We start from the raw sequence: 25818 nt of genomic DNA, 5'->3' as shown, positions 1-25818 counted from the left end.
AGGCATGCGTGCCCATGTCTAAGACAGGCGGAATCACAGCCTCCCATCTGGCGATCTCGTCCAAAAAGCCCCCCGCATCCCGCTTGCGCGGACCCCTGCGGGGACGAACTGCATTTATTCTGGGATTGAAAGCGCACTTCGCAAATCACCCGAAGAGGTGAGGGTCGGGGTGATTCGAGTGCCGCCAGAGCGCTTTGACAGAATCAGCCGAGAATGCCAGCTTCGCGCAGGACCGAGATGGCCTGGACTTTAGAGTGGACCCCAAGCTTACCGTAAGCATTTTGGAGATGACTTTTCGCGGTGTCTTTCGAAATGAACAGGTTTGCTGCGGCTTGAGCGACGGTAGCCCCCGACGAAAGCTCTTTGAGAACCTCGAGTTCGCGCTCGGTAAGCGAAAGAGGCGCCTGCGATGCCGAGATCGCGTCGGCGGCTCTCGCAACTTCCCCGAGTACGGCCCTCTCGGCAACGGAAAGATCCGAATCCCCCAAGGCGAGATCAGCCGCCCCCTTGAGATCGGATGCATTCTCGTAAAGCAGCTGGACAAGCCCGCTGCCACCCGCAAGCAAAGCGGCGGCGCGTATATGCGCATGAGCATGATGCAGATGCCCTGTCGAAAAAGAGAAGAGCGCCGCAATGCCGTGAGCTGCAACTTTGGCAGCGCGGTTGCGCTCGGGCAGAGCATCGGCCATACGGCAGACCTCTTCGCAGGCAGCCATATTGCCCATTACGTACTCTCTCATAGCCAAAAACACGCAGGCATGATCGAGCGCACCCGCCTGATTGCACCGAGGAGGCTCGTCCAACCCGAACACGCTGCACCAGTCGCGCATCATCGCAAGCGAGGGAACTGTCATGTACACCGCATTCTCGTTCGAGGCCCACGCGCCGAGAAAGGTTTGCTTCGCCTGAGGCATGCCGAGGCGATAGAGGGCCTTCGCCTTAAGGCAAAGCGCCTCCGTGTCGTAGTGCGACACGATGATGCCGAGGTTGGCCCCCTCGTACCTTTCGTAAAACGCAAGCGCTTCCTCAAAATCGCCTCGTCCGTAAGCGCAAAGCATCTCCGCATAGTAGGCGAACGTGTACATCGGCATGTAGAACCGATCTTTTTCGGCAAACAGGGCATAGGCCTGCTCGCACATGTACTTCGACTTGTCATCAAGGCCCAGCTGAGCATCCAGTACGGCAAGATTGCAATAGAGAGCGCCGAGAAGGCTTGCATTGCCCCGCTCCCGCTGCTCGGCGATGATCGCCTCGAGATCGCGTTTCGAAGCGAAGGGGTCGTCGTAGCAGTGACGCGAAGCAAGAACCTGCTTCATCGTTCCGCGCAGGTACGCCTCGCTTCGCGGGAGCCGTTCAAGCGCAGCCGATGCGAAACAGGCAGACTCCTCGCGGTGGTTCTGATAGGTGGCAAGATAGGCGCGCTGCACCATGCACAAGCCGGAAAGCAGATCGCGTTTCTCGCCCGCCTTCAAGCGCTCGCAGCCTGCCTCCGCTATCTGGATGTACTCTCGGGCCTTCCCGTAATCCGCAGCCATCATAACGGGCAGAGCCAGCACCGCGCATACAAGGGGGTCAGACCTCACCTCCTCTTCGGGCATGAGGTCGGCCCACCTGGTGAGCATGCGATGCGAATCGCTGGTATAGCAGCCCTCCCACTGCCTAAGAATCACGGAACGTGCATGCCCGTAGTCTTTTATCCTGCATGAAAGTTCGACCGCGCTGTCAAGATACCCGTGAGCGTCGAGCCAGTCTCGAGCCCTGAAAGAGAGCTCCTCTACCCTCGCCCTGTCCATCTGGCGAATCCGATCTTCGAGAAGGTCGGCGAACAGGTGATGATATCGATACCACGCCTCCCCGTGACCGTCACGCTCCGTGCGCCCGACGAACAAGCCGTTTCCCATGAGCTCTTTGATGACAGCAGACGCTTCTCCGCGTCCGAGCCCCGTAAGCTCGCACGCCAGATCGACGTTGTACGAATCGACGATAGCCGTAGCTTCGAGAAAGTCCTGCGTCTTTTCCGACAAGCCGTCGAACACCTCTTCCACGAGATAAGCGCGAATGTCGTGGCGCGCGCTCGCAAGGGCTTGCTCCACTTCGTCGGATGATCCCGTGGTGCACAGAAGAGCAATGACGGCGACGCCCGCAGGCCAGCCCCGCAGTGCCTCGAACACCCGCCGCGCGTCGTCTTTGGACAGCCGAACCCCATGCTTGAGCATGGCAAGCCCCGTTTCCTGGGGCGTGAACGCAAGATCCCCCTCGTCTACCGCAAGAAGCTCGCCTCGCACGCGAATTCGAGACAGCGGGATAGGCAGCGTCGCACGCGAGGTGATGACCAGATGCGCGTTTTCCGGCAAATGACGGATGACGTAGCTGATACCTTCGTGAATCTCGCCCGCACCAGAAAGCCTGTGGTAGTCTTCCAAAACCATAACGCAGGGCTTTCCGTATGCCGCAAGCCCCAATATGAGCTCGTCGAGAAACGCGGGCACGGGCCCTTGAAGCGCGAGCATTGCATCGAGCCTTTCGCAGAGCAGCGGATCGGCAACCTCGAGAGCGCCCAGGAAATAGCTCCAAAACCGATCTGCGCCCGAATCGACCTCGTCCACGTGCAACCAGGCGACGGCCGTATTTCCCAGCGTAGCAGACCATGCGGAAACGGCAGTCGTTTTGCCAAACCCTGCAGGAGATATAACCGTCACGATCTTGTAGCCCAAAGCACGCGACATCTTCTCCACCACGCGCTCGCGCACCACCGCTTTATCCGACGGTTCGGGTCTGCGAACCTTGGTGGGCAGCATAGCTATGTATTTCCCAGATTTCGTCACGCTTCCCCCTGACGCCGCGCGATGAACCCATCCCATCTTGCGCCCGAATCCTCAGGCGAATCCCCGTACCGCGATTATAGCACGCGCGATTTTCTCACGATGACGTCCGTAAGATCCGTCCGAAGATCTTCTGCGGCCATTACGCAAAATCGACATTACGACCAACAGCCGGGCATGGTTTCTCGCGAGGCGGCCAAAAGCGCCGAACGAAGCGATCTGCCTTCCCTCACCCCAACCGCTCCTGCACCAGATCGACTAAATCCTGCTTCGAGTGAATATCGAGTTTCTTATAGATGGCCTTCATGTACCACTGGACCGTGCCGTAGGAAAGCGTCAACTTCTCCGATATCCTCTTTTGGCTGTTCCCCTCGATTACCAGACCCATGATCTCGATCTCGCGGGGAGTCAGCCCCGCTCCCCTTCCTATGCTTAGCACGATCTCCTCACGCGACGGTCTCGCAGGCTCACCCGACCTTCCAACCGCATCTTTTTGCGCGAAAGCCCGCACATCCGAGCCGGACGTGATGGCAAAGCGAAAAACCACCACGAACACGCCGATGATGATCACCATGACAGCGGTGATGACCACAAACACAAGAGAGCTGGACGGCACCGTGAAAAACGAGATCAGCTGAAGCGCAAGCGAGCGCTGGATGCCCAGCGGGATCAACCGCGCGACCAAGAAGCCCGATCCAACCACCAGCACCGCCGAAGCGCGCTTTCGATAGGCGAGCCGAAACAACATGATCAGCGAAATAGCCTCGAGGCACATGAGCGCACCCGTGATAGCTGCGCTGCTCAAAGGAGATTGCTCCGCGCCGAGCGCGAGAATGGCAATCTGCCCGAACAGGAGCATGACGGTCGGCGGTATCCACGCCACCAACGACAACCGCTCGTCATCGGGGCGCCTTCGCCATACGAACAGATAAAGCAACCCGAGCAATCCAACCAAGGCGTTGCGCACGAGCAGCGTGTCTGCGGAAGGGTGGCCCAGCGTATTGAAATATACGCCCATGGTCACACGCCCGCAGATGATGCAAAGCACATACGCCCCCACCATCGCGAACGCAGGATCGCGAAAAACGCCGATGCCGTATTCGATCGAACGCCCGCTCTCGACAGAGTCAACCTCAAGCCGATCAGGATCCCCATCCCCCAGCGCACGAAACACAAGCCATAAAACACCGGAAACAGCCGGACCAAAGCTGTCTATGGCAAAAAGAACGTCCCCCATCGCAATGAACACGGATCGGATCAGCACGTGAAGCACGACCGAGAGGACAACCACCAGCCCCGCCTCTGCCCCGCCAAGCGTCGCGATTCCGCATATCCATGCCATGATTATCGCCAGATACCCCACGGCAAGCAGCGATGCGGCGCAGCATGCAATCAGCTCAGCCGAGCCGAAAGATCCCGCCGACTGAAGCAGGGCGAATCCCGCCAACGACAGCATCATCAAAACGAACAAGATGATCCTGTGGCCTTCAATGAACCGCTCCACATACCGCCGACCAGCGATGACAACAATGGACAGAGCTATGAAGGCACCCAAAAGTATGCCGTACCACGTATCGGAAAAGCCACCCTCCCCCAATTGCTCCGGCCACGGGAGAGTGCTCGGCTGCAAGAAGATCCACGTCAGCGAAAAGCCCAGCGCCGCAACGAAGATGCGGGATCTGTTCGCCTTCTCCATTTCAACTTCCCCTCAAACAGCAACATGATAAGCGCGAATCTCTCTGCAGAAAATTATACCCGTAGACAGCGCAAAGGTGAGGCGGCAGTTTCCTCAGACCACTGCCGCCTCACCAGAAGGGAAAACCGTATTAGCCGATCCCGCCGACTACGCCATATACTCCTCTACCGCATGGCTCGCAGCCCAATAGCCCGAAACACGACCCCAAAGCTGCGTCGAGCCGGGTGCGATGCTCACATCGTAATACGGACCGAAAAGCCCGCCGGCATCCGAACCGCCCGCGTACAAACCGGGGATCGGCTTGTAGTCGCTTCCGATAACGCGCGCGTATTCGTCGACCTTCAAGCCGCCGACGGTGTTATAGAACGCAAGCATGGTCTTGAAGCCGTAGAACGGCGGCGTCTGAACCTTGCGCAGGTATTCTGGATCCTTGAGAAAATCGGCGTCTTTGCCTGCATCCACGTATCCGTTGAACTTCTCGATCTCAGCTGCCGCAGCTTCCGGGTCGAGGCCGAGCTGCTTGGCCAGGTCCTCGATCGTATCGGCTTTGAACACGCGCGGGTTCTCGCGCGTCAACGCGTCGTCGATCTCCTGTTGGAACTCGGGAACGGGCGTACCGGGTTCGAAGTAGTTGGCACGGCGCGTCACCACGCCTTCGTCCATGATCTTCTGCACGAAGTCCTGGTCGATGATCGTATACACGTGCTGCTGCTGGCTGCAGATGTTGCCGGAAAGCGTCCAGTCCTTGATGACGCTCTCATCGCAGAAGCGACGGGAATCTTGGTTCAAGAAGATGGTATCCGCCTGGTTGCATCCGCAGATAGTCAGCGCGCCCTTGTTGTAATGGCCCGGAAGGACGGGGCTGCAGTAGTTGATGGCAGTGGGGTGATGCAGCAGAGCGCCAAGCTCGAGGCCCATGGTGATGCCGTCGCCGCGCTGCGTTCCCATGGTGCCGCGAGCGATAACGTTGTCGTAGCTCACGTGCGTAAAGCTTTCGAACATCTCGCGGTTCGCCGAGAACCCGCCGGTGCAAAGATCGACGGCCTTCGCATTCACCTGGATCACCATGTTATTGCGGCTCTTGCACAAAACGCCGGAGATAGCCCCGCTCTCGTCAGTTAGCAGCTTGAATGCGCGAGCATCGAAAATAAACTGCACTCCTTGGCTCTTGCCGAGTTCGTACATGGTCATAACGGCGTTCATGCCGCCCGACATCTCATCGGGACCCTCGTCGTATTTTCCGCGCGCGTTGAACGTAACGCCCTGGAACTCCGAAGTCCACGTGCGAACCTCTTCGCCCGTATCAGAGAACCGGCGCGTGATGATGGTGTTGCCTGCATAGCGATGATACGCAGAAAGAGAATCGTAGAACGTATCGACTTCGCCTTGAGCCTGCAGGGCATTATCGGTGCCGACGGCTATGTGCCCGATGTTTTCTACGTAACGAGAATTGCCGCCCACCCCGTTTTCCGTCACCACATCTACCAAGATGACCTTCGCACCCAACTCAGCAGCGCGGTTCGCCGCACAGAGGCCAGCGGTGCCGGATCCGCATACGCAGAAATCGCACTCGTAAACTTCGGACGGCTCAATGCTTTCGTCGATTTCCTCGACGCTATCGGGTTCCTTTGCATAGGCAGCCTGCGTTCCGACCGCCAAAGGGGCGGCAGCCAGAAGACCCGTTCCCAAAACCGCAGAACCCAGCAAGAAATCGCGACGTGATACCTTTGCTCCCATCTTTCCTCCCTTCCTATTCGTATCCATCCCAACCCTCGGGCAGCTCGCCAAGGTTGTGGCATTCAACGCAGTTCAACGTGGAAGTCTCGTGCATGCTATGGCACTCGCCGCAATCGACTTCACCGCGATGGTTGTCGTGAACGTTGTATTTGGCATCTCTGTTGTACACGGTAGACTCGCCGTCCATGATGGTGCTTTCCTTGATCTTGTCCCAGCTGGGGTGGCATGCCTCGTTCAAACACATCTCGCGCGTCCCTACGTTGGATTCGGACGACTCCACCGGCTCCTCAAGAGTCCCCACCAGCTGAGCATCGGCATCGTCATGACAATCGGCGCAGGTGTACCCAAGCTTCTGGTGCATGGTTACAAGGTGGTCGTCATCGCCCGAAGAATAGCTCGCCACAAACGGGTCGTCCGGATTCTCGGCGATGATAGCATCCCAATCAACGCCCCCGTCGCCAGCGGAATCGCTTTTCGATCCGCCAGGAGCGCATGCCGTAAGCGCCAAGGCAAGCATAGCCGTCAGAGCAACAACCGCAAGCAGCATTCGCAGCTTCGCGCTTTGCGACGCAATCCCCTCTTTCTTTCCCAACATCTCTCTCACCTTTCGAGTCCAAAGTTCTTCTTGGTCCGACCATCGGCTGCCCGCCTCATCACCCCTAACTTCCTACCTCGCCTTCATGGGCCTCAAGGCCGATGGATTACCAAGGAGTATGGCGAAGGGGCCACGGGTACGAAATCCGCATATTTCATGGTGAAAGGGGTTTGATCGTCAGACCAAAACACCCCATATTTGATGGGGGTTAAGGTGCTGATCTTGGGATTTAAGGCTCTTAAGGTGAATACCTGTCCGAAAAAAATCCAAGCTCTAGAGAAAACGCATCAAAGATCGCCTCGGCAACGACCAATTCCCGGTACCGGCTTAGAGGGAGAGACGCGCGCTTTCTCCCTTTCTCTCCAGCTCCCGATTCGCATAATTCATATGCCACCTTAACTTCTGCATCACATCGAAGCGAGCGTTCGGCATAGCCTCTTGTTTCATCCGCTCAAAGCCCGCTGCAAGCACCTCTCCGCAGTACGACCAATTCGAAAGGTAGTTAAGGTAATAAACTCCATCAAAATCCTGGTTAACGAAGACGGATAATTCCTCGTCCTCCAGCAAGTAACGTGCCGTGCCCTCGGCAAGCACTACCCGAGGAAAGATCGCCAAACAATCCTCTAAATAGTGAGCTTCAACAAGAGCCTCGCCCCATACCATCCTTCATCCATATAGGCAGAACCGATCGTTATCCCACCCCGAAGCAGCCACCCAACGCAATCTCCGACACATGAAGACTAAATGTTGCAGATAGCTCGTAAAAACAAAACAATCATCCGATGCTGCTTCTCGATATCGTCCGAAAGAGGCAATGCAACAACAAGATTGTCAGAAAAAATACGAAAACGGATTTCCGCTTCCTCCTTGAATATCTCCCCCGCTATCGAAGTACTGAAGGCATAAAGGTTATGAAAGATATTGAGCGTTTCATCCGCATGGACTCGATCCTTATCCTTTGAGTAGTCCCCAGTACATCGAGGTACGCCATAAGATACAAGCTTGATTCCCTGTCGTAAGGATCAGTTGCGCAACCAATGTTCATACAACAACCAGCTTTCGTTGCTCATGCCAGGTCGAAAGCATCGTGCCATTCGCCATGCTTCGATACAGAACACGTATTCAAAGAGACGGGCGTTCGCGTAAGACAAAGCGCCCTAGATGCCTATCGGCATTCGTCATCCGCAGTAGCAAAGCAACCGAAACGGCAGACGATCCAAGATGGGCAAAGATGCAGCAATCGATTCTTTCATCCTGTGGCTATTCGATCACCTCGAAATACTGGCTAAAATGCTTCTTTAGCCCCTCATCGCACACATATACATGCGTCCCGTAAATTCCCCTAGTCAGCAGAACGTAGTAGATGTTTTTGATGTATTGGGTCAGCTCTTCTTGCGAAGCAGTCGCATAACCGTTCCTGTCGAAATAACCGTTCTTATTCGCTTCCAGTTTTCCAGTTGACGAATTCAGCTTAATGTCGTTGCCAATGACGACGTACGCATAGCTCAGATCGTATCCCTGCGTTGAGTGGATGCACCCGACCTCGCGAGCAACGGCAGGATCGTCTACGCCTTTTCCAACCCAGTTGTCATAAGTGCAATTCCATCGCTTTTTGACGCCGTCGATTTCGATATCGTATGCATCGGGATCGTTTTTGGACACCCACTTCCAAGCATACCCAGCAATCATCCTGCTCAAGGTATGCTTTTCGCAGGTCTCCTCAAAGCTCGCAACAAAGTCTTCGAACCTCCCATGCATCACGATTTCGTACCCCTCAAACGTTCGTGGCTCAGGATCGGCATCGGCGAGAACAGAGGCAATGTAGTCGAGATAGTCTTTTCCGCCCTTAACTCGCATTTGGCTATCAAGCCTTATCGGACTGGAAACAGCATCGCCAAGAGCAGATCGAACAGCCTCCCTTCCAACACACGAGGGCCCTACCGTCTGCAGGGGATCGTAAAAGAAAACAGGTAGCTTCACCTGATCGAGTATCCATTCGATTTGATTTGCCCCCTTAGGCAAACCAAGCTCTTCGTTTACTTTGTCGAAATTCCCGAACTGAGTACCAAGGTTCACCCTCCGCTTTAACCGATGGGCCTCATCGGCAAGGACGATATCGAAACTTTTCGCGTCCCTTCCCGCATATCGATAATCGGGCTTGATAAGATCGGCAGGGCCGATTATGTCATCAGCGTTCATACCGCTTACGCTAGCGAGCGATTTCTTGAGGGTATTCCGAAGCGATGTAACCGGTTCGACAATCCGAACGTTCATCCCAGCATACTTTGGATTGTCTTTCAGGGCCTTCAGCAAGTAGATCGCAAGGATCGTCTTTCCGGTTCCAGGCATTCCCTCAACCACGATGGGCTTCGCATCGTCAAGACCTCCTTCGATGGCTTCGAGTATCTTATCGAGCGCAACCCTTTGGTCGGGGGTCAACCCTTTATAGGGCGAATACTTGAACACCTCGGATTCTTCGATTTCGTCAATCGTGTGTTCAGCAAGCTCCAGACGCCTGAGCTCTTCCCAGAGATCATTGAACATGCCTGCATACTGAGCTTTCGAAAAGTAGTTCGTATCAGTCATGCCATCGTTCTTGTTCGTTAATCTGTATCTGCCGTCGGCGTGCATAAGACCGATAAGGCGATGTTCGTAATCGGTTACAGCGGAAACGTTGAACTCTTCATTGAAGATGATATTGACGCTGGCAAAGTCTTTCTTTTCCTCGTTTGCGCCGTGCTGGTTTATCCGATTGGCAACACTCGTCGTTTGACCGACGTAGGCAGTGTCCTCGTTAGCCAATATGTACACCATCGGCCAGTTGACTATCTTATCCTCAGCTAGGTTTAAAACAGCCATATCGATACGTTCGCCATAGCGGAAAGGGCATCTATCGATAACGAACGACGAGCCTTTTGGTGGTTCTGGAACGAATTCGGTTGGAACAACATTCATGAATCTGCGCCTCTCGGTATCGCCTTATACCTCCGAATGAAAAGATCACCAGTCAATGCCATTCTATCGCAAAACGCGATTGTGCAGCATATACGCCATCGGCAAGAAGGATCAGGCGGTGATCGCTCTATCATCCGAGAAAACGAAGAGGCCAAACCGAGCTTGCAGCATCGAAGCCCTGGTCTTTCTCTTGAAAGAAATCGCGCTTGCATTTCCAGCAGAGAAGGGACCGACTTCCCTGCCGTCGGTTCAAACCGATCAACAAGCATTCGCCTTCGTGCTAGAATTCACCAGGAAGCCAACGCGCTTTCACCTAGCGAAAGCGCGGGAATCACCCCACCCAAGACAGGAGCACCATGATCAAGGAATTGGTAAAAGACGAAGCGATCCTCTCGCAGCCCTGCGAGGCGGCAACGGCCGAAGACGAAACCGTAGCGCAAGATCTGCTCGATACCATCGCGTCGCTTGAGGGCGCTGCATGCTTGGCCGCCAACCAGATCGGCATAGCCAAGCGCGTCATCGTGTATCTCGACGACAACGACCAGCCGCACGTCATGTACAACCCTGTGCTCAAGCAAGCCCTCGGCGCGTTCAAGACCGTCGAGGGCTGCCTCTCCCTCGAAGATGAATCCAAAGTGACGCGTTACGACCGCATCAAGGTCGCCTACGACGAGCTCGTCGACGGCGCGCTCGCGCCCCGCAAGAAGGATTTCACGGGGTGGACGGCTCAGATCATCCAGCACATGATCGACCACTGCAAGGGCAAACTGGTTTAGCGCACCGCGCAAGAAGGTACACCTTGGCCAAAGCCCCGAACAACCCTGATAGAGAACGGTGGGCGCGTGCGCTCGCCGCAAAGAGCGCGCGCCCGACAACTCCGCGGGCGATCAACGTTCCCCGCGCAGGCATAGGTCCGAACAAGGCGTCGGGCCACAAGGGCGGTATCAGCCGTCAGGGCTCCAAGCGCGGCTGAACCCCTCGCCGCGCGCCCTGGTCAAGCAACCCCTCATTTCCGAAGCGCCCCTATGCGGTGTACAATGCGAGGTTGCGTTTGGCATTCGATAGACAAGAACGGATTTCTACCCATGGAGAAAAAACTCACGGTTTGGCAGGCAGCCTGCATCATCACCGGATACGGCGTGGGCAGCGGCGTTATGACGCTTCCCTACCTCGTGAATCGCGCCGGACTCATCCCCGGCCTCGCCATCATGCTTGCAGCGTTCTTCTTCAGTTACTGCATGCACATGATGCTCGCCGAAATCACCATAGGAAGCGGCAAGGGCACGCAGGTCATCTCGGTGTTCCGCACGTACCTGTTCCGCGGCAAGCACGGCAACGTGTTCGTTATCGCGCTGTTCGTCCTCACCACGCTCGTACTCATCACGAACCTCGCCGCCTATGTTGCCGGCGGTGCCGAGATATTCCAAGCGGCGGGCCTTCCTCCCTTGGCAGCCCAACTCTTGTTCTACGTGATCGCTGCAGCCGTCGTGTTCTTCGGGCTCAAGGTGCTCGGCGTGAGCGAGGCCATATCGGTCAGCATCATCATCGTCATCGTGGCGATACTCGGCGTTGCTTCGCTCTTCAACTGGCATAACCCGCTTCCCTTCGATACCGTAGGCCAGCCTAACGAGATTCTCGCCTTCTTCGGCATGGCCATGTTCTCGTTCGTCGCATTCTTCAGCGTGCCGCAAGCCGTCGAGGGGCTCGATCGCGATCCCGCAAAAGTGCGCAAGGCAATACTTATCGGGCTCGGACTCAACCTCATGTTCATCGTCGTCATCGTCACCTGCTCGCTTGCAAGTTCTGCACGCATCACCGAACTCGCGATGATCGGCTGGTCGGAGGGCATAGGGCTTTGGGCCCAAGTACTCGGATCGGCATTCACCGTGCTCGCCATGCTCACCACCTACTGGTCGATCTCGCTCGCACTGTCCGACATCATCGAAGAGCAGACGAAGTGGAATCGCCGCCTGTGCTGGCTCATCGCAACCCTGCCCTCGCTCATCCTCGTGCTCTTGAACCTTGGCGGATTCCTTGACATCATGCGCACTGCCGGCGGCCTCATCGCCATCATGATGGCGTTTCTCGTGGTGCCGGCGTTTCGTCGCTGCCGCCGCCAAAACGGCAAGCTGCTCCTGTCGGACGCTCTAGCCAGCACCCCCATGCAGGTTATCGTGCTGCTAGCGTTTCTATTCATGGCCATCGGCAGCGCAGTCGGCATTTAAGGAGCCGCCATGAAGACCGTTTTCGTCAACGCAACCTTCCACACCATGGAAAGCGAAACCGACGCGCATCGTTCGATGACGGTCGAGGACGGCGTGATCGTAGGGTTCGATGAGTCAGCCGACGGCCCGAACGTGCAGACGATCGACCTCGCAGGCGCACACGTGTTCCCCGCTCTCATCGATTCGCATCTGCATATGCTCGAAGCCATCGCGCTCGCAAGCATGGGAGAGCAGATCTGCAACATCGTGAACGGCCGCGTGGAACCGCACGACCTCGCAGGCGTCGAACGGGAGATCCGCTCCTATGCCGCGAAATCGAAGCCCGGGTCGCTTCTGATATTCAGCAACTACGTTTCCGCCGCCATGGACGAGGGGCGCCTGCCCAACCGCTACGAGCTCGACGAATGGGCGGATGGCGCGCCCGTTTGGATCATCAACATCGACGGTCATTCGGGAGCATGCTCATCCGCCCTCCTCAATGCGCTCGAGCTTGGGGACGTCGCACCCGACGGCATACTTTCCGGCCCCGCCCACGATGCGAACCTCGGGAAGTTCACCGACCACTTGGCCTCGAGCATCACGCCGGTCGCCCTTGCACACGGCATCGCGCACTTCTGCAACCAGTGCGCCGCCTACGGAATCGGCACCGTGTGCGCTCTCGAAGGCACCGACGACAGCGAACGCGACCGCATGGCCGAACTCACCGCGTTCCTCGCGCAGCGCTTCCCCTTGGATGTCCGCATATTTCCCCAGTACATGGATGAGGAGAAACTCGAAAAAGTGCTCCCCCGCATGGACGCGAAGCGCGTAGGAGGCTGCATGAAATGGGAGCTCGACGGCTCGGTTGGGTCGCGCACGGCCGCGTTTTCGGAGCCCTATGCCGACGGTTCTACCGGCTCGCTCTACTTCGACGATAACGAACTCGCACGCACCATCGAAGGCTTCGCAAACCGCGGGTTCATGGTTTCGGCACACGCTATCGGCGATGCAGCCATCGATCAGCTGGTGGGCATCTTCGAGCGCGTGCCCGGGCGGCATCGCATCGACCATTGCGAGTTTCCCTCAGAGGATGCCGTCGAACGCGTCTGCAAGCTGAAGCCCTTCGTTACGGTGCAGCCAGGCTACGCCTGGATCGACAAACGGTACCTGCACGGCTACGAGCGCTATTTGAGCGAAAGCCAGATAGCGAGCCAAATTCCCCTTGCGCGGCTGGCCGAAGCGGGCGTACCCCTCTGCGGATCGACCGACGCGCCCGTGCAATCGGTGGATCCGTTTCTGCAGATGCGCGGTATGCGCGAGTTCTACGTGGAAGACCAGTCGCTCTCAGCGTACGAGGCGCTCAAAACATACACCGTCAACGGCGGCGAAATGCTCGGCGAGAAGAAGGGCGTCTTGCGCGAAGGATACGAGGCGAGCTTCTTCACCTGCGCCGAAAACCTGCTCGAAATCGAACCGTCGGACCTCGAGGGCATGCGCGCGCAGAGCATGTGGCTCCACGGCAAGCGATACAAACCCCTGCCCGACGGGCTCGGGGCGTTCGTGCGCCTGCTTACGACGAAACCGAAGAAAATCTAGCGCGCCTGGGGCGGCAAGGCACAGGCGGGGCACGATAGCGCCCGCGATCCGCTTTGCCGTCTGCAAGCACCCTGCCGCCCGCAGACGATAGCGCACTTGCAAGCAATGCGCGTAGTCGAAACCCGAACTGCAGCTTCGCGATCGAATCGCACCCACCTGCCCAACAGCGCACCAACCCAAAACCGCGACACGAAGCTGCGCCGATCCGAAATCGCAACCCAAACCGCCGATTTTCGCCGAAATGAACCGATCTGAAGGACTGGTTCTCGCAACAGGCAGACAACATGCAAACGGCATGCGACGCGCTCTGTGTCTCATCGCAAAACACCAGATCACAAAGCTGTATTTTCCTTCCGCATTGCAATGGGTCGCAATATTCCTCATCCGAGGATCGAGCGCCCCGCAAATTAGGACCGATTCCCTTCAGATCGGTTCATTTCGGCAGAAAATCAGAAGTCGGGACACAAAACTCATTCGAGCCCGTAGCCGACGGCGCCCGCAACCAGCCCCGCCGCTCGCAAACGCCTTACAGGTTCAAGCCCTCAACCCACGCCCGCATGCTCGCCGTCGATACATTGTTCAGCAGTTTGACAGGGCGCCACGAAACAGAGTCGGGACAGAGCGCCTGAAGCACCTCGCCCGTACGTCCGACGCCGCTTCCACCCGACGTGCAGAACGGCACGATCGTCTTTCCCGAAAAATCGTACGCCTCAAGAAACGTGTTGATGATGGTCGGTGCAACGTACCACCAGATGGGAAAGCCGATGAACACCACATCATAGCCGTCCATATCCGCCACGACGCTTCTGATCGCAGGTCGCGACGAGGGGTCGTTCATTTCCACGGTCGAGCGGCTCGACTTGTTCGTCCAATCAAGATCGGCGGCGGTATAGGGCTCCTCGGGCACGATCTCGAAAAGATCGCCGCCCGTTGCTTTCGCCAACGATTCGGCTACGCCCTCGGTTACGCCGCTGCACGAGAAGTACGCCACCAATGTTTTCTTGCCCATTGCTTCCTCCTGTTCGATTGCTTTCCCTGCGATTGTAGAACCTGGAGCGGACTCGAAGTCAAATGGAGATTTCCGCAACACTGGAATCCGAAAAAACACGCGGGACGAAACCGACCTACACTAGAAAAACCATGTATCCTTTATCGCAAGATCGGAAGCCCATGATCAAGCCCATCATGACCAACCAGCTGTTCCTCGCCCGCCCGTCAGAACCCGCAGGCCCAAGCGACGCTCCGACAGCGCAAGACCTGCTCGATACGCTCGCCGCACACAGCCACGAGTGCGTGGGCATGGCTGCGAACATGATCGGCATGCTCAAGCGCATCATCGCCTTCGACGACGAGGGAACGTACCGCATCATGTACAATCCCGAGATCGTCAGCCGCGCCGGCGAATACGCCGCCGACGAGGGCTGCCTTTCCCTTGCCGGACGCCGCCCCGCCACGCGCTACCGCACTATCAAGGTGCGCTATCAAGACGCCGAATTCCGCGAGAAGACGAAGACGTACACCGGCTGGACCGCGCAGATCATCCAACACGAAATCGATCACTGCGACGGAATCGTCGTGTAGGGGCCTGCCGCAAACCGCTACGCAGGGCGCCGATAGGAGGCGAACAGATCGATGAGCGCATTCGCTTTCCCCTCGATGCTCGTCATCGCCTCCGCTTCGCGCTTGCGTTCGATTTCCTCGAATTGAATGAAAAGAGCACGCTCCCTTTGTAGTTCGTCGACGAATTTCGCCGTATTCTTTGCCATACCGTCCACCATTCTTATCTCGTTTCCATTGCGATGAACAATACTGCTTATTTACACAGTAGCTATACCTATATCGGTACAGCTACGCCACATCAAGGATCCGTCGCTCGCCGAGAAGCGCCACCCCCATCCGCCAAAAAGCCACCGCTTGACCCCAATTCGGTACACATGCACATGCGCGGACTCGTCTACAATACCGATCAACACACAAGTCATTCGAGCTTGGAGGAAAAGAACCCATGAACGAAATCAAATGCCCGAGCTGCGGACAGGTTTTCACCGTCGACGAATCCGATTACGCTGCAATCTTGCAGCAAGTACGCAATCACGAATTCGATAAAGCCATTCGCGAGCGCGAACAGGCGATGGAGCGCGAGAAGGAGCAGGCCGTACAGCTTGTCCAGCAAAAACTCGCCGCCCAGAACCAGAAAGAGCTTAGCCAGAAGGATACCGAGTTCTCCAAGCTGAACCTGCGCGTCCAGGAAGAGCTCAATCAGAAGAGCTCCGAAATCGAACGTCTCAAAGCACAGATACAGGCCTTCGACAAAGAGAAGCTGCTTGCCGTGCAGGAAACAGCCGCCAAGCTCGAAAAGGAACGCGACGCACTGCGGGCTCAAATCGAGGCCTTCGAAACCCAAAAGCAGCTCGCGGTACGCGAAGCCGTCTCGAAAGCCGAGCGGGAGCGCGATGCGCTTGCCAACGAAGTAAAGCTCAAGGAAAGCGAGAAGGCTCAGATCGAGGCGTCGTACAAAGAGAAGATGCACAGCGAGATCCTCTCGAAGCAAGAAATCATCCGCTTCAAAGACCAAGAAATCGAGCGTCTTCGCGACATGAAGGCGAAGCTCTCCACCAAGATGGTCGGCGAAACCCTCGAGCAGCATTGCGAAACCGAATTCAACAAGCTGCGCGCAACCGCTTTCAAAGGAGCCCAATTCGAGAAGGACAACGATGCGAGCGCAGGAAGGAAAGGCGATTACATTTTTTTTTTCAAGCAGAAGACGGCATACGAGATCGTCTCCATCATGTTCGAGATGAAGAACGAGAACGATGAGACCGCAACCAAGCACAAAAACGAGGATTTCCTCAAAAAACTCGATAAGGACCGCACGACCAAAGGATGCGAATACGCCATCCTCGTTTCGCTGCTCGAACCAGAAAGCGAACTCTACAATACCGGCATCGTAGATGTAAGCTACCGCTATCCGAAGATGTACGTCATCCGGCCCCAGTTCTTCATCCCCATGATCACGCTTTTGCGCGACGCGGGCATGAACTCGCTTGAATACAAGGCGCAGCTGCAAACGCTGCGCAGCCAGAACATCGACATCACCAACTTCGAAGAGCAGATGAACGATTTCAAGACGGGATTCGCGCGAAACTACGAACTGGCCAGCCGCAAGTTCCAAACCGCCATCGACGAGATCGACAAGACGATCGATCATCTGCAGAAGACCAAAGACGCGCTGCTGTCCTCCGATAGAAACCTACGCCTGGCAAACGACAAGGCGGAAAACCTCACCATCAAGCGACTCGTGCGCAACAACCCCACGATGAAGGCCAAGTTCGACGAACTCGAAAAAGAAAGGCGCCTCGGCGAGGCGAGCAGCGAAATCCCTGAAGCATCCGACTAGGCGCAGCCGACAGCTGCCCGATTAAGAAAGCGCGCCCATCCTTGCGGTCGCGCAATTCCGCAGACGTCTGCCTCGGGTTCGCATAAGATCGCCTGTTGACGCCCGCCGCTTCTCGGTGTGCGATTCTGCCAGCTAGACGCAAAATCAACCTCTGTGATAATCCGAGGTTTTCCCGATGCCGCATGATGTGTTTTGGCAGAAACGATCGCCGCGGACGGTACGGCAGACAAAGGTCGGCCCTGTGATATAATGAGGCGCTTCTGGAACGAAAAGAGGGAGGCTTTGGGTTCGTGAACATCCGCAAAGGGCAAGGTGTGCCCGCGGTGCGCAGCGGCATGACGGTTCTCGCAGTGGCGTCTCTGTTCCTCCTTTTGCTTCTCTTCGCAGACTCCAGCCGACTTATCGCCTCATCCTCCCCGCTCGCAAGCGCGTTTTGGACGGTGTTTCGCTCCGCCCTGGCCTCGGCGCTCGCAACGTCTGTCCTTCTTACGATTTTAGCCGCCCTTGGCTTCGCCTTGCGCCGCAATCTCTGCGCAGGATTCCTCGCAGCCAGCGCCATCGCCATCCCCGTCGCCCTGTACGGAGACGGCGTCGCCGTAGCCGCTGTGATCGCAGGCATCTTTTTGGGCATGGGCTTCAGCTTCGCCATTGTCGGCATCGAGGCGGAGCTCCATCGCTTTTCGCGCTCCCAGGCTCTTCTCATCGCAGGTGCGGGGCTTTTCCTTGCCGCCCTCCTGAAACTGCTCCTGGTGCTGGCCTTCCCGAACCGCCTGGGAACTGCCGTCTGGTTCGCCATGTACGCGATGGCAGCGCTCCTTCTCGTCGTCTCAACGCGTCCAGAGGAAACTCCCCTCGACGACGCTTCAACGCCTGCATCTAAACACGATCTGGGCGAATTCCTCCAAAACAGCTGGATCAACATCGGTTGCCTGCTGCTCTGCGTGTTCACCATCGGCTGCATGTGGGGCGCCAACAGCGAGTCCCTCGTCATTCGAAGCGACGCCGGCGAGGGTGTATCCATTGCCAGCACCCTCGGATCGCTGGCTGCGGGAGCGATTCTTCTTGCCGTTGGCGTCATCGCAACCAGAGGGAAAACCGCCGCCGCGGTATCCGCAGGCGACGTCCTGTGCAAAATCGGCTCGCTGGCCTGCATATCGCTTCTCGTCGTTGCATGGCTCCTGCAGACGAGCGGCCTTGACACGTCAGGCCCATCGGCAAGCTTCAACCCCGTGCTCGGGTTCTGCGACGCGGCCATCGGCGCAATATTCCTCACGTCGTTTTCAAGAGAATCATGTTCGCGCGCTGCTTTGCCGTTGGCTGCATGCCTCGTCAATGCCGTCGTACTCGGGTTCGCACTTCTCGTCATGAGCCTTTACCCGTTTCTGGAAGACGCTCTGGCTCTATCCATCAGCGTCTCGCTGCGCATCGTCTTCCTGACAATCGTCGCATTCTCGCTGCTGCGCCGACGCCCCCAGCGCGAAGACGGCGAAGCCCGCCGCAGAGAGCAGGCGCTCGCCGTCCGCTACGGCCTCTCCGAGCGTGAAACGGAAATCCTCATGTTGCTTCTCGAAAAGCGGTCGGCACCCTACATCGCCGAAAAGCTGTTCATTTCCAGCAACACCGTGAAAACCCACATCCGGCGCATCTACGAAAAGACCGACGTCCACTCCCGCGAGCAGCTCATCGATCTCTTCTGGCGATGATCGCACGGGGTTTTTCTTTCCTCTGAAGCAATCTGACCTGGCTATTCTTTCTTGTCACCCGTTTTCGGGTGACAAGAAGCGCTGCTTTCATACCCCCTGAACGATGGTGCCCTCCCACCGCCGGATCCATACTGGCCCCGTCGCACGCTCCGCTGCATCCCAACCGTTGGCGCAAACGAACAATGCACGGCCAACGAGCCGACGGGATAACACGGCGCCTTATGCGGCATTTGATCGCAACTCAAGAAAGGGGATCGACATCATGAAGACACCGAAAGCAGAGCAGAAGGCCCTCGCGAAAGAGGGCGAGTCCCGCGGGTTGTCGCGGCGGGCGTTTCTTACGGGAACCGCGCTTTTGGGCCTGGGCGGCGCCGCAACCGCCCTCGGGGGCTGCGCGCCCCAAAGCACCGCAAGCAGCTCCGAAGCCGCGCCTGCGAATGCGAGCGCCTCGGCCTCAGGCACTTCGGAATATCCCTGGCCCGACGCGCCCGAAGCCATCTCCGAAGATCAGATCGAGGAGACGCTTGAAGCCGACGCCGTCATCGTCGGCCTGGGCGTTTCGGGCGTTGCCGCCTTCCGTTCCGCCGCGGAAGAGGGTCTCGACGTCATTGCCGTGGAGAAGGGCGCCACGCCGCAGTGCCGCTCCGACAACTACTGCTACGTCAACGGATCCCTCAACGAGAACCTGGGCCTTCCGGAACTCGACATCGACGAGCTCGCCCAGGAGGAATGGGGCAACTCGGGCGGCTACTCCGATTATCGCATCGTGCGCAAGTTCTTGCAGAACGAATCAGAGGTATTCGACTGGTGGGCCGCAGGCGACCCGGACATCTACTACCCTGCCTCCCCCGAGGAAGCCGACGCCATCAACGGACAGTACCTCCAGAAAAGCCTCGAGCACCCCTACGCCGTTTCGTCGATGAGCTATCGCGATGCCGACTGGACCGAGAACAAGGCGTTCTACCCCGTACGCATTTACTTCACCGACCACGAGCACGTGGTGAGCGAGAACGCCCAGCGCGCAATCGATGCCGGCGGTCAGGCCTTCTACGGCCATTTCGCCGAGCAGCTCATTACCGACGAGGACGGCACGGTGCGCGGCGTCTATGCCCGCAACGCCGAAACCGGCCAGTACAAGAAGATTACCAGTCGCAACGGCGTTATCCTTGCCACAGGAGGATGCGAAAGCGACGAAGGGATCATGGCCAAGTTCTACCCGACCGTGGTGAAGGTGGGCAACCTCAACCCATGGCCCAACTACGACGCGGAAGGCAACCTCACCAACACAGGCGACGGTTACCGCCTTGGCGCGTGGGCCGGTGCCGACTTCAGCCTGAACATGGCGCCCATGTGCCATGTCATGGGCGGCCACGCCGACACGGCGGACATGAGCCTCGTGGGTATGACCACACCTCATCTGCATCTGAATTACAACGGCAAGCGCTTCATGAACGAGGAGATCGATTGCACCGACGTGGAGGTGGCGCTGGAATCGCAACCCCAGGGCAAGTGCTTCCTCATCTTCGACTCGCATCTCGACGAACAAGCGCCTCTGTCCTTCGACCCGGTGAAGGGGCGCGTGCTCGGCCGCGGACCATGGACCCTGGCTCAAATGGAAGAGCGCGTGGACGGCGAGACCGTATTCAAAGCCGAGACCATCGAAGAGCTGCTGAGTTCCATCCCCGGCATGGATGCGGAAAGCGCGCTTGCGAGTATCGAGCGGTACAACGAGATGTGCGCTAACGGCTATGACGACGACTTCCGCAAGTCCGAGAAGTACCTGTGGCCCGTGCAAGACGGCCCCTTCTACGCTCAGCGCACAGGGCTCGGCTTTTGCCTCACCACCATGGGCGGCCTGCGTTCCGACGAAGAGTGCCGCGTGTACAACAAGGACATCAAGCCCATCCCCGGCCTGTACGCCGTGGGCAACATCCAGGGCGACCGCTTCGCTGTGAAGTACCCGTTCAAGCTGCCGGGCATCAGCCATTCCATGGCTATGTACTACGGCTACGTAGCCGGCAAGAACATCGCTGCTGCGCCCCTGGCTTAGCAAGGGCTGGTCGGATCCAGGCTCGCAGCACCTGGTCTCCCGCAATGCACCAGCATCCTCCCGCATCGCCGAGGCGGCCCATCCTCCCGGGCCGCCTCGGCTGTTTGCCGTAATATCGCGTATGCCCAGAGGGTCGAGAAATCCCCCCCCCGAGCAGCTCCCCGGAGCAAGGGGCAACCGCATATTCGATCTCGCCCATATCGTTCACCTCTTTCAGCAACGGTCAACCATTTCAACGGGCCGCACATTCTTACGTCACGGTAACAAGACAGCGACACAGGCAACGCTTCACCTGAAAGCGGCAGGCGCAAACTACAATTCCATAAAAGGTAGCATCAGGCTCCCAATTGAAAGGAACGCCGCCATGAGCAACGTCGCGCAGCCGCGCAATCCGCAGACAGACCATCTGCTTACTCCCGAAAACGCAGCCCTTGTCGTTATCGATTACCAACCCACCCAGATCCACTCCGTAGGCTCGGCCCGCGCAAGCGACATCATCAACAACATCGTACTTGTCGCGCGCACGGCCAAAACCTTCGATCTGCCCGTGGTTCTCACCACCGTGAACGTAGCCACCACCCGCAACCAGGATACGATTCCGCCCTTGCGCGAAGTGCTGAGCGATGTGGAATCCATCGATCGCACCACCATGAACTCCTGGGAGGATCCCGCGTTCGTGGCAGCCGTCGAACGCACGGGCAGAAAGAAACTCATCATGTGCGCGCTATGGACGGAAGTCTGCCTCGCCTTCCCGGCGATCGACGCCATGCGCGAAGGTTACGAGGTGTACCCCGTCGTCGATGCCGTCGGCGGCACAAGTCTGCTCGCCCACGAAACAGCCCTGCGACGCATCGAGCAGCAAGGCGCGCAGCTGATCACGATCCCCCAGCTGATCTGCGAGCTGCAGCGCGACTGGGCTCGCGATGAAACGGTCAGGGAATTCAGCGACCTTATGTTCGAAGCCCGCGCCTTCGTGGGCATGTAGAGCGCCCGGGCAACAGCGGATAAACGTCAGCAGTCCCTATGGGTGAAAAGATTCTCGAATACCTGAGCGCCAACGGATCCGAACTGCAGCAGGCTTTTCTGCAGCATATAGAAATAAGCTTCATAGCGTTCGCCATCGCCGTCATCATCGGCGTACCATGCGGTTACCTCTGCTGGAAGCACCAACGAGGCGGCAAGCCGCTGCTCGCATTCTTCCAGATCCTGCGCGTCATACCGAGCCTTGCGATCCTGCTGCTGTTCATCCCCATCATGGGCACAGGCGTGCTGCCCGCGTCGATCGCGCTCGTACTGCTCGCCGTGCCCGCCATCCTCATGAACACGACCGCAGGCCTCGCCCAAGTCGATCCCGCAATCATCGAAACGGGTCTCGGCCTCGGCATGACCGATCGGCAGCTGCTGTTCAAGGTTCGATTCCCCTTAGCAACCCCGCTCGTCCTCGCCGGCATGAAAACCGCCGCGATCGAAATCATCGCAAGCGCCACGCTTGCCGCGAAAATCGGCGCAGGCGGTCTGGGAGAGCTCATATTCACGGGGCTCGGCCTGAACAGAATGGATCTCGTCATCGTGGGCGGCGTGTCGGTGGCGCTCATTTCGCTTGCGGTAAGCCTGCTGTTCGACTTGCTGGAGCACCTGATAAGCACGCACCGACATACAAAAAGGAAAGAAGGATCTATGAAACCCCTGAAACAACTGGTTGCCTGCCTCGCCGTCGTAGGCTTGGCGATAGGCCTTGTCGCATGCAGCGGAGGCGACGGCGCAAGCGGAACCGACGGCAAGGATACCATTCGCGTAGGATCGAAGGATTTCACCGAAAACATCGTGGTGAGCGAGATCTACGCGATAGCCCTCGAAGACGCGGGATATTCCGTCGAGCGCGTTCCCGCAGTGGCAAGCTCGGTCATCCACACCACCATCACGAGCAACGAGATCGATCTGTATCCCGAATACACCGGAACCGGCCTGCTCTCGGTTCTCAACATGGATATGATCACCGATCCCGAAGAGGTGTACGAAACCGTCAAAGACGAATACGACAGGCAGTTCGACATCACCTGGCTCGACTACTCGCAAGCAAACGACGGCCAGGGTCTCGTCATCCGCACTTCGGTGGCCGACCAATACGGAATCAAAACCATATCCGATCTGCAAAAGCACGCAAGCGAGCTGAACTTCGCCTCGCAAGGCGAATTCGATGCGCGCGAGGACGGCCTGCCAGCTCTCGAAGCAGCCTACGGCGCATTCGACTGGAAATCATCGAAAGTCTACGACAACGGCCTGAAGTACAGCGTGCTCTCAAGCGGCGACGGCGACGTATCGCCCGCCTACACCACCGAAGGCCAGCTCACCAACACCGACGAATACACGCTGCTGATCGACGACCTGCAGGTATGGCCTCCTTACAACCTCGCGCCCATCGTGCGCAACGACGTCCTGAACGCGAACCCCGAAATCGCCGACATCCTCAACAGGGTGAGCGCAACCCTCACCACTGAAAACGTGACGGCGCTGAACGCCGCCGTCGATGTGGACAAGCGCGAATACGAAGAAGTGGCTCGCGAATACTACGACTCGATCAAGTAGCACCGAAACAGGAAGACCGATGGAAGGCACCGAATCCCGGCGAGTCGCGTCGGGCAAAGCGGGCTTTGCCGAAAGAAAACGATAGGAACGCGCAACCATGAAAGCCATTGAAATGATCGACGTGACGAAGCGGTTCCCCGATGCGAGCGCACCGGCCGTAAACTCCGTTTCCCTCTCGATCGATGAAGGCGAATTCATCACCATTCTCGGCACATCGGGATGCGGAAAGACCACCCTCCTCAAAATGGTCAACCGCCTGTACGAACCCACTGAGGGAACCATCATGCTGTTCGGCGAAGACATCTCGACGGTTGACAAGGTTGTCGTGAGAAGGCGCATCGGATACGTGATCCAGCAGGTAGGACTCTTTCCCCACATGACGATCGCCGACAACGTCGCCACAGTGCCCAAGCTTCTCAAATGGGAGAAACCCGCCATCGAGCAGCGCGTCGACGAGTTGCTCGAAGTGGTGGGGCTTGACCCGCATGAGTACCGGAACCGCTATCCCTCGCAGCTTTCGGGCGGCCAGCAACAGCGCGTGGGGCTCGCCCGCGCGCTCGCCGTCGATCCGAAGATCATGCTACTCGACGAGCCGTTCGGCGCGATCGACGCGATTACCCGCACCAACCTCCAAGACGAGCTCCTTCGCCTCCACAGGGACCTGCGCAAAACGTTCCTCTTCGTCACCCACGACATCAACGAAGCCTTCAAGCTGGGCGACCGCGTCATCGTCATGGACGGCGGACGCGTACGCCAGTTCGACACGCCGCGCAACATCGCGCTCAACCCCGCAGACGATTTCACCGCATCGCTCATCGCCTCGGCACGCGAGCAGGAGCGCTTTTGGGAGGAACTCCAATGATCGATTACCTTCTCACCTATCCCGACAAGCTGCTCACTCCCCTGCTGCAGCACCTCGAACTGCTCGTGATCACGCTCGTCTTATCGCTTGCGGTCGCGACGGTTCTCACTATCGCGTCGATGTATTCGAAAGCGCTCGCGCGGTTTCTCACCTACCTCTTCTCGATCATATACTCCATCCCGAGCTTGGCATTGTTCGTGCTGCTCATCCCCCTGACGGGGCTGGGTGCCACCACGGCCCTCATCGTGCTCGTAACGTACAACCAGTACCTTCTGCTGCGCAACTTCCTCGCCGGCCTCGAAGGCGTCGATCCGGCCGTCATAGAGGCTGCCACGGGCATGGGCATGAGCACGATGCAGATACTCGTGAAGATTCGGCTGCCGCTGGCCAAGAAGGTCCTCTTCACGGGAATCCGGCTCTCCGCCGTCTCGACGATCGGCATCATCACCATCGCCGCGCTCATCAACGCGGGCGGCATCGGCACCCTGCTCTTCGATGGCTTGAGAACCATGAACACCGTCAAAATCCTCTGGGGTGCGATCCTCGCAGGAGGTCTCGCCATCGCCGCCGACGCACTCTTGAAACTGGTCGAAAAGCGACTGGGCGGATGGGGCCAAACGCACCCGGCAACCTTGAAAGAACCTTCGATTAAGGAGACACCATGAAAGCAATCGCATATTCGTCCTGGGAAAGCACCGCGCAGACGATCCATCTCGTTTCGCAGATGCTCGGCAAGTTCAAACTCGCCGAAATGCCCGCGCAACCCGAATGGCAGCAAGTTACCTTGCCGCTGACCGCACAGGGATTTACCACCGGCCTCGTGCCGTGCGCGAATGCCGCATGCACCGTGACGATCGACCTCTTCGATTCGACCGTCGCCGCCGTGAGCACCGATGGGAGGCACAGCTCCTTCGAATTGCGCGACGGACGCTCGATTGCCGATTACTACGCCGACTTCCAGCGCATGCTCGAAGAGATCGGCGCGGATGCCCGCATCAATCCCGTACCCCAGGAAATGGGCATCACCACGCCCTTCGACGAGAACGACGAACCGCGGCGCTACGATGCAGCCGAAGCCCGCGAAGGCTTCGGCATGTTCGCCTTCGCCTATCGGGCCATTCTCGGTTTCCTTTCGGGATTCCGCTGCAAGACGGCGCTGCCGAGCCTGTTCTGGGGGACGTTCGACGTAACCGGCGTTCTGTACAGCGGCAAACCTGCACCCTTCCCCGGCGAAGGCATCATCGAAAAGGTTGCTTTCGACGAAGAACTCATCGAATTCGGGTTCTGGCCGGGCGACGAAGCAGAAGACGATCCAAGCTTCTTCGTGCTGCCCTACCCCTTCGTCGAGGAGGATCTCTCCCATACGCTCAAAGAGTCGTCGCTCGGATTCTACAGCACGGAAAAGGCCGAATATTTCTTGCCGCTCGAAAAGGCGCTTGGCTCAAGCGACCCCGAAACCGAAATCGCAAGCTTCTTCGAAGAAGCGTTTCATGCGCTCGCGAACAGGGGCGATTGGAAGAAGAAGGAATGGTTTACCGCACCGCTCTTTGCGTAGGGAAGCATGCACCCAGATATGCGGAGCCCCGTGCGATGAGAATCGGCACGGGGCTCCGTT

The 25818-nt window shown here is 57.9% G+C and carries 20 protein-coding genes; 12 read left to right on the top strand and 8 right to left on the bottom strand.

The features are described 5' to 3' along the window. Positions 1-203: 203 nt before the first annotated feature. The 6 genes from C1719_RS04780 to C1719_RS04750 form a co-directional block, all read right to left on the bottom strand. On the bottom strand, positions 204-2825 hold the full coding sequence (locus C1719_RS04780; RefSeq protein ID WP_180963478.1) for a winged helix-turn-helix domain-containing protein: 2622 nt from the start codon (positions 2823-2825) through the stop codon (positions 204-206). Between the two features lie 226 nt (positions 2826-3051). Then, positions 3052-4518, bottom strand: a complete 1467-nt coding sequence (locus tag C1719_RS04775; RefSeq protein WP_102374096.1) for a helix-turn-helix transcriptional regulator — start codon at positions 4516-4518, stop codon at positions 3052-3054. A gap of 147 nt (positions 4519-4665) precedes the next feature. Further along, positions 4666-6255: an FAD-binding protein gene (locus tag C1719_RS04770; protein WP_180963477.1), complete on the bottom strand. Its 1590-nt coding sequence runs from the start codon at positions 6253-6255 to the stop codon at positions 4666-4668. Between the two features lie 13 nt (positions 6256-6268). Further along, the gene (locus tag C1719_RS04765; RefSeq protein WP_102374094.1) at positions 6269-6850 is read right to left on the bottom strand and encodes a cytochrome c3 family protein; all 582 of its coding nucleotides are present in this window, start codon (positions 6848-6850) and stop codon (positions 6269-6271) included. 327 nt (positions 6851-7177) lie between these two features. Continuing rightward, a complete protein-coding gene (locus C1719_RS04760; protein ID WP_102374093.1) occupies positions 7178-7513 on the bottom strand; it encodes a hypothetical protein in 336 nt (111 codons plus the stop codon). A gap of 597 nt (positions 7514-8110) precedes the next feature. Continuing rightward, positions 8111-9805: a DUF2075 domain-containing protein gene (locus C1719_RS04750; RefSeq protein ID WP_102374091.1), complete on the bottom strand. Its 1695-nt coding sequence runs from the start codon at positions 9803-9805 to the stop codon at positions 8111-8113. Between the two features lie 356 nt (positions 9806-10161). Here C1719_RS04750 and C1719_RS04745 point away from each other — a divergent pair, with 356 nt between their 5' ends. The 3 genes from C1719_RS04745 to C1719_RS04735 all read left to right on the top strand — a co-directional run bounded on the left by C1719_RS04745 (position 10162) and on the right by C1719_RS04735 (position 13605). Next, the gene (locus tag C1719_RS04745; RefSeq protein WP_102374090.1) at positions 10162-10581 is read left to right on the top strand and encodes a peptide deformylase; all 420 of its coding nucleotides are present in this window, start codon (positions 10162-10164) and stop codon (positions 10579-10581) included. A 309-nt stretch (positions 10582-10890) separates the two neighbouring features. Next, positions 10891-12030, top strand: a complete 1140-nt coding sequence (locus C1719_RS04740; RefSeq protein WP_102374089.1) for an aromatic amino acid transport family protein — start codon at positions 10891-10893, stop codon at positions 12028-12030. A gap of 9 nt (positions 12031-12039) precedes the next feature. Then, on the top strand, positions 12040-13605 hold the full coding sequence (locus tag C1719_RS04735; protein WP_102374088.1) for an amidohydrolase: 1566 nt from the start codon (positions 12040-12042) through the stop codon (positions 13603-13605). Between the two features lie 526 nt (positions 13606-14131). On the opposite strand, the gene C1719_RS04730 is transcribed toward C1719_RS04735, so the two are convergent. Next, the gene (locus C1719_RS04730) at positions 14132-14614 is read right to left on the bottom strand and encodes a flavodoxin (protein WP_102374087.1); all 483 of its coding nucleotides are present in this window, start codon (positions 14612-14614) and stop codon (positions 14132-14134) included. Positions 14615-14745: 131 nt separating this feature from the next. Here C1719_RS04730 and C1719_RS04725 point away from each other — a divergent pair, with 131 nt between their 5' ends. Next, positions 14746-15186 carry a peptide deformylase gene (locus C1719_RS04725; RefSeq protein WP_245874365.1) on the top strand — a complete coding sequence of 147 codons (441 nt, stop codon included), beginning with the start codon at positions 14746-14748 and terminating at the stop codon, positions 15184-15186. 17 nt (positions 15187-15203) lie between these two features. On the opposite strand, the gene C1719_RS15660 is transcribed toward C1719_RS04725, so the two are convergent. Beyond that, complete coding sequence (locus tag C1719_RS15660; protein ID WP_180963476.1) at positions 15204-15371, bottom strand: hypothetical protein; 168 nt, start codon at positions 15369-15371, stop codon at positions 15204-15206. Between the two features lie 239 nt (positions 15372-15610). Between C1719_RS15660 and C1719_RS16370 the strand changes: the two genes are divergently transcribed. From C1719_RS16370 to C1719_RS04680, 8 genes are all read left to right on the top strand, one after another. Beyond that, positions 15611-17002: a DUF2130 domain-containing protein gene (locus C1719_RS16370; RefSeq protein ID WP_102374085.1), complete on the top strand. Its 1392-nt coding sequence runs from the start codon at positions 15611-15613 to the stop codon at positions 17000-17002. Between the two features lie 290 nt (positions 17003-17292). After that, entirely contained in the window at positions 17293-18705 is a 1413-nt protein-coding gene (locus C1719_RS04710; protein ID WP_102374084.1) for a helix-turn-helix transcriptional regulator, read from the top strand. A 262-nt stretch (positions 18706-18967) separates the two neighbouring features. Then, positions 18968-20755 (top strand): FAD-dependent oxidoreductase, encoded by a 1788-nt coding sequence (locus C1719_RS04705; RefSeq protein WP_102374083.1) that lies wholly within the window; start codon positions 18968-18970, stop codon positions 20753-20755. Between the two features lie 364 nt (positions 20756-21119). Then, positions 21120-21740: a hydrolase gene (locus tag C1719_RS04700; protein WP_102374082.1), complete on the top strand. Its 621-nt coding sequence runs from the start codon at positions 21120-21122 to the stop codon at positions 21738-21740. Between the two features lie 38 nt (positions 21741-21778). Next, complete coding sequence (locus C1719_RS04695) at positions 21779-23341, top strand: glycine betaine ABC transporter substrate-binding protein (RefSeq protein ID WP_102374081.1); 1563 nt, start codon at positions 21779-21781, stop codon at positions 23339-23341. A gap of 97 nt (positions 23342-23438) precedes the next feature. Continuing rightward, entirely contained in the window at positions 23439-24203 is a 765-nt protein-coding gene (locus C1719_RS04690) for an ABC transporter ATP-binding protein (RefSeq protein ID WP_102374080.1), read from the top strand. Next, positions 24200-24868 (top strand): ABC transporter permease, encoded by a 669-nt coding sequence (locus C1719_RS04685; RefSeq protein WP_102374079.1) that lies wholly within the window; start codon positions 24200-24202, stop codon positions 24866-24868. The genes C1719_RS04690 and C1719_RS04685 overlap by 4 nt, the downstream gene beginning before the upstream one ends. Then, positions 24865-25758 carry a DUF5996 family protein gene (locus C1719_RS04680; protein ID WP_102374078.1) on the top strand — a complete coding sequence of 298 codons (894 nt, stop codon included), beginning with the start codon at positions 24865-24867 and terminating at the stop codon, positions 25756-25758. Before C1719_RS04685 ends, C1719_RS04680 begins: the two co-directional genes overlap by 4 nt. Positions 25759-25818: the final 60 nt, after the last annotated feature.

The sequence above is a fragment of the Raoultibacter massiliensis genome, assembly GCF_900199545.1.
In the GTDB taxonomy this organism is placed as follows: domain Bacteria; phylum Actinomycetota; class Coriobacteriia; order Coriobacteriales; family Eggerthellaceae; genus Raoultibacter; species Raoultibacter massiliensis.
Note: the sequence above shows the minus strand (reverse complement) of the source record. Positions and strands in the feature narration are given on the sequence as shown.

Bases quoted from the DNA above. Each gene is read 5' to 3' on its own strand.
- C1719_RS04700 (WP_102374082.1), top strand. From the start codon at position 21,120: ATGAGCAACGTCGCGCAGCCGCGCAATCCGCAGACAGACCATCTGCTT.
- C1719_RS16370 (WP_102374085.1), top strand. From the start codon at position 15,611: ATGAACGAAATCAAATGCCCGAGCTGCGGACAGGTTTTCACCGTCGAC.
- C1719_RS04735 (WP_102374088.1), top strand. From the start codon at position 12,040: ATGAAGACCGTTTTCGTCAACGCAACCTTCCACACCATGGAAAGCGAA.
- C1719_RS04745 (WP_102374090.1), top strand. From the start codon at position 10,162: ATGATCAAGGAATTGGTAAAAGACGAAGCGATCCTCTCGCAGCCCTGC.
- C1719_RS04685 (WP_102374079.1), top strand. From the start codon at position 24,200: ATGATCGATTACCTTCTCACCTATCCCGACAAGCTGCTCACTCCCCTG.
- C1719_RS15660 (WP_180963476.1), bottom strand. From the start codon at position 15,371: ATGGCAAAGAATACGGCGAAATTCGTCGACGAACTACAAAGGGAGCGT.
- C1719_RS04740 (WP_102374089.1), top strand. From the start codon at position 10,891: ATGGAGAAAAAACTCACGGTTTGGCAGGCAGCCTGCATCATCACCGGA.
- C1719_RS04730 (WP_102374087.1), bottom strand. From the start codon at position 14,614: ATGGGCAAGAAAACATTGGTGGCGTACTTCTCGTGCAGCGGCGTAACC.
- C1719_RS04770 (WP_180963477.1), bottom strand. From the start codon at position 6,255: ATGGGAGCAAAGGTATCACGTCGCGATTTCTTGCTGGGTTCTGCGGTT.
- C1719_RS04765 (WP_102374094.1), bottom strand. From the start codon at position 6,850: ATGTTGGGAAAGAAAGAGGGGATTGCGTCGCAAAGCGCGAAGCTGCGA.
- C1719_RS04760 (WP_102374093.1), bottom strand. From the start codon at position 7,513: ATGGTATGGGGCGAGGCTCTTGTTGAAGCTCACTATTTAGAGGATTGT.
- C1719_RS04725 (WP_245874365.1), top strand. From the start codon at position 14,746: ATGTATCCTTTATCGCAAGATCGGAAGCCCATGATCAAGCCCATCATG.
- C1719_RS04695 (WP_102374081.1), top strand. From the start codon at position 21,779: ATGGGTGAAAAGATTCTCGAATACCTGAGCGCCAACGGATCCGAACTG.
- C1719_RS04690 (WP_102374080.1), top strand. From the start codon at position 23,439: ATGAAAGCCATTGAAATGATCGACGTGACGAAGCGGTTCCCCGATGCG.
- C1719_RS04750 (WP_102374091.1), bottom strand. From the start codon at position 9,805: ATGAATGTTGTTCCAACCGAATTCGTTCCAGAACCACCAAAAGGCTCG.
- C1719_RS04680 (WP_102374078.1), top strand. From the start codon at position 24,865: ATGAAAGCAATCGCATATTCGTCCTGGGAAAGCACCGCGCAGACGATC.
- C1719_RS04705 (WP_102374083.1), top strand. From the start codon at position 18,968: ATGAAGACACCGAAAGCAGAGCAGAAGGCCCTCGCGAAAGAGGGCGAG.
- C1719_RS04775 (WP_102374096.1), bottom strand. From the start codon at position 4,518: ATGGAGAAGGCGAACAGATCCCGCATCTTCGTTGCGGCGCTGGGCTTT.